General features: G+C 52.1%; 4 protein-coding genes. All 4 read right to left on the bottom strand.

Annotated features, from left to right (window positions below):
• Nucleotides 1–81 precede the first annotated feature (81 nt).
• A complete protein-coding gene (locus tag GF404_11370) occupies nt 82–789 on the bottom strand; it encodes a hypothetical protein (GenBank protein ID MBD3382780.1) in 708 nt (235 codons plus the stop codon).
• Nucleotides 671–1,360 carry a flagellar basal body P-ring formation protein FlgA gene (flgA, locus tag GF404_11365; protein ID MBD3382779.1) on the bottom strand — a complete coding sequence of 230 codons (690 nt, stop codon included), beginning with the start codon at nt 1,358–1,360 and terminating at the stop codon, nt 671–673. Before flgA ends, GF404_11370 begins: the two co-directional genes overlap by 119 nt.
• A 17-nt stretch (nt 1,361–1,377) precedes the next feature.
• Nucleotides 1,378–2,166 (bottom strand): flagellar basal-body rod protein FlgG, encoded by a 789-nt coding sequence (gene flgG / locus GF404_11360; protein ID MBD3382778.1) that lies wholly within the window; start codon nt 2,164–2,166, stop codon nt 1,378–1,380.
• Between the two features lie 16 nt (nt 2,167–2,182).
• On the bottom strand, nt 2,183–2,899 hold a 717-nt coding region (gene flgF / locus GF404_11355; GenBank protein MBD3382777.1), incomplete at its 5' end, for a flagellar basal-body rod protein FlgF.

Here is a 2,899-nt window from a genome sequence, read left to right as displayed (position 1 = left end):
GAAAGCGGAGTCATGCTTCCGAGCATCAGGAGCATGGTCATCAGGACTGAAACAGCTTTTAATTTAATTCCCATTTTTTACCTAAAAGACAAAGTTTAATACTCTCGTCAATATGCCTGGGCGCCCTGCGGTTGAGGCCGCGCCTTTACCCTGGTATGTGATCTGTGCATCGGCCAGGTTGTATGAATCCACCGAATTGTCGGAATTTATATCCTGCGAACGAATTATGCCGGTCAAGGTCAGAACCTCTTTATCACTGTTCAGACCAATCACTCGACTGCCTTCGACCACCAGGTCGCCGTTGGGACGAATCGCCACCACCCTCACGGTCATCCTTGCCCGCAGGTTATTGGAACGAATCTGTTGCCCCTTGCCGTCGTAGGTGGAGGTATTTTCGCCGGATACACCGAAGAGCGGAATAAAATCGAACGAACCGACTCCAGGGCCGGCGTTGAGTTCATGCTGGGCCGTTTTATCCGCCTTGGTTTGATTCTGGGCGGTAGCCTGCGCGTTTTCGTAAATATTCACTGTTATTATATCGCCGATCTGATTAGCCCGGATATCGGAGAACAACGAAGCCGTCGAAGCCTCGAATCCAGAAGCTTTAAGCGAATACGGCAACAGCAGGAGTGCCAGTAAAATCAGAAATAATATCCAGAGTCTACGCATATCAATTCTCCACCAGTACCACACCGCCTTCCACGGCACGGCCGTATATTTTTTTTCCGCTGGCATTGTTTTCAACCTCGACCGTCTCTCCCTCAATCGCGTCGCGTTTCGCGGTGCCATAAGATTCTACCGTCAGTGTCCCCGACTTGAACAGGATCCTGACCCGTTCGCCCCGTTTGACGACCGGCTCAGGCTCGAGCATGTTCTCGGTCAGCACTCGTCCGGCGGAGATGGTCCGTGAACTGCGCATCCCCTTGATGCGATCGTAGCTATCCACAGGCGTGCGAACGAGGCTGTTGATCTCGACTCGCTCGATATCAAAATCGCTTTCGGAAAGTGGCTGGCGTGATTTTACCCTGCGGTTGGCCACCAGCACATCGCGGTAAAACAATACATCGACCGCTGTCGACATTGTCCGCAAAGCACCATTGGGCTGTTGCAGGATCACCTTGAGGGGAAAATGTCCACTCGGTTCCGGATATTCACGGCAACTGACGATCACATCGACCGAGTCCGGAATAAAAATCGTATCGATTTCCGGACGGACGATAATCTCGGTGGTCTTCGGATTGAAATCGAATGTTTCGATGATATGCTCTGTAATTCGATCGGCTATGGTCCCCCCTCGGGCCAGGCCGGTCGAAAGGAGCAATGAAATGAAAAGTATTCCTATTCCAAATTTTGTCTTCATGACATCAATCAGTCCGTTTAACGCTTCAGGTTATTAGCGATCTGTGACATTTCGTCGGATGTCGAGATAGCCTTGGAGTTGATCTCGTAGGCTCGCTGGGCGATGATCATGTTGACCATTTCATTGACGATATCGACATTCGAGAGTTCCAGGTACCCCTGAAGGATATTGCCCATGCCCTCTTCAGACGGTACAGCGGTGATGGCGTCACCGGAAGCCCCGGTCGGCTTGTAAAGGTTATGGCCCATGGCTGAAAGACCTGCCGGGTTGATGAATCTGGCCAGTTCGAGCTGACCGATTTCAGAAGGATCAGTCTGGCCGTTGAGCATGACAGAAACCGTGCCATCAGCCATAAATGAAATCGACTCGGCATCTTCCGGGATGGTGATTTCAGGATACAGGTAATAACCGTCGGATGTAGTGATACGGCCATCTGCATTGACCTTGAACGAACCGTCGCGAGTATACGCCTGCGTGCCGTCCGGCATTGTTACCTGGAAGAAGCCATCCCCTTCGATCACCAAATCGAGCGGATTCTCGGTAGCCTGAATCTCACCCATCTTGAACTGGCGGGTGGTGGCAACCGGTTTGACACCGTAACCCACCTCGAGGTTGGTCGGAACGGTTTCGCCGGTGGCATTGGCCACACCGGCCTGCTTGATGCGCTGGTAGAGCACATCCTGAAATTCCACTTTAGCTTTTTTGAAACCGGTCGTGTTTACGTTAGCCAGGTTGTTGGCGATATTATCGACATTGAGCTGTTGTGCACTCATGCCGCTGGCGGCCGTTCTCAGTGACTTTATCATGAATCTCCTCCTATGTTTACTTGACCTTACCGACCTCGTTGACTGTGCGGGCCAGTGTCTCGTCGATCAACTGGATCGCCCGCTGGTCGGATTCGTAATTACGATATGAGTCGATCATATCGACCATCTCGCGAATAACATCGACATTCGCTTTCTCGAGGTATCCCTGGCGTACATAAGTGAACTCGATATCGATCGGTACGCTTTCCTCGGTTTCCTTGAACAGCCCGCCGGCGATTTTTTCAAGTTTGTACGGTTTTTCGAAATCAGCAACCCGGAGTCGTCCCAGTTCCTGGTCGCCGATAGTGATATTGCCATCGATCGCGATCTTCACATCGCGGTTTTCGTCGCTGACAACGATCTCACCCGCATCGCATAAAACCGGGAGGTTGTCGGCTGTCACCAGGCGTCCCTCAGAGTCGACATGGAAACTGCCGCTACGGGTGTACGCCTCACCTTCGGGAGTCTGTACCACAAAGAAACCGTCGCCGTCTATGGCGACATTGAGCGGGTTACCGGTATGCTCCAGGGAGCCCCTGGAATAGTCAGTGTAAATTTGGTCTACCATGGGTATCTGCCATTCGAATTCGGTTTTGCGGGCCCTGGCCTGCGCGGCGGTCAACTGCTGAAGAAAGACCGATTCACGCTTGTACCCGGGAGTGTTGACATTGGCCAGATTGTTAGCTATTGCTTCCTGCTTTAAAATCCGTGGCGCCATGCCTGACGCGGCTGT

Source organism: Candidatus Zixiibacteriota bacterium (assembly GCA_014728145.1).
Taxonomy (GTDB): domain Bacteria; phylum Zixibacteria; class MSB-5A5; order JAABVY01; family JAABVY01; genus WJMC01.
This window is presented reverse-complemented; position numbering and strand designations above follow the sequence as displayed.

Bases quoted from the DNA above. Each gene is read 5' to 3' on its own strand.
- GF404_11370 (MBD3382780.1), bottom strand. From the start codon at position 789: ATGGCACCGCGAAACGCGACGCGATTGAGGGAGAGACGGTCGAGGTTG.
- flgA (MBD3382779.1), bottom strand. From the start codon at position 1,360: ATGAAGACAAAATTTGGAATAGGAATACTTTTCATTTCATTGCTCCTT.
- flgG (MBD3382778.1), bottom strand. From the start codon at position 2,166: ATGATAAAGTCACTGAGAACGGCCGCCAGCGGCATGAGTGCACAACAG.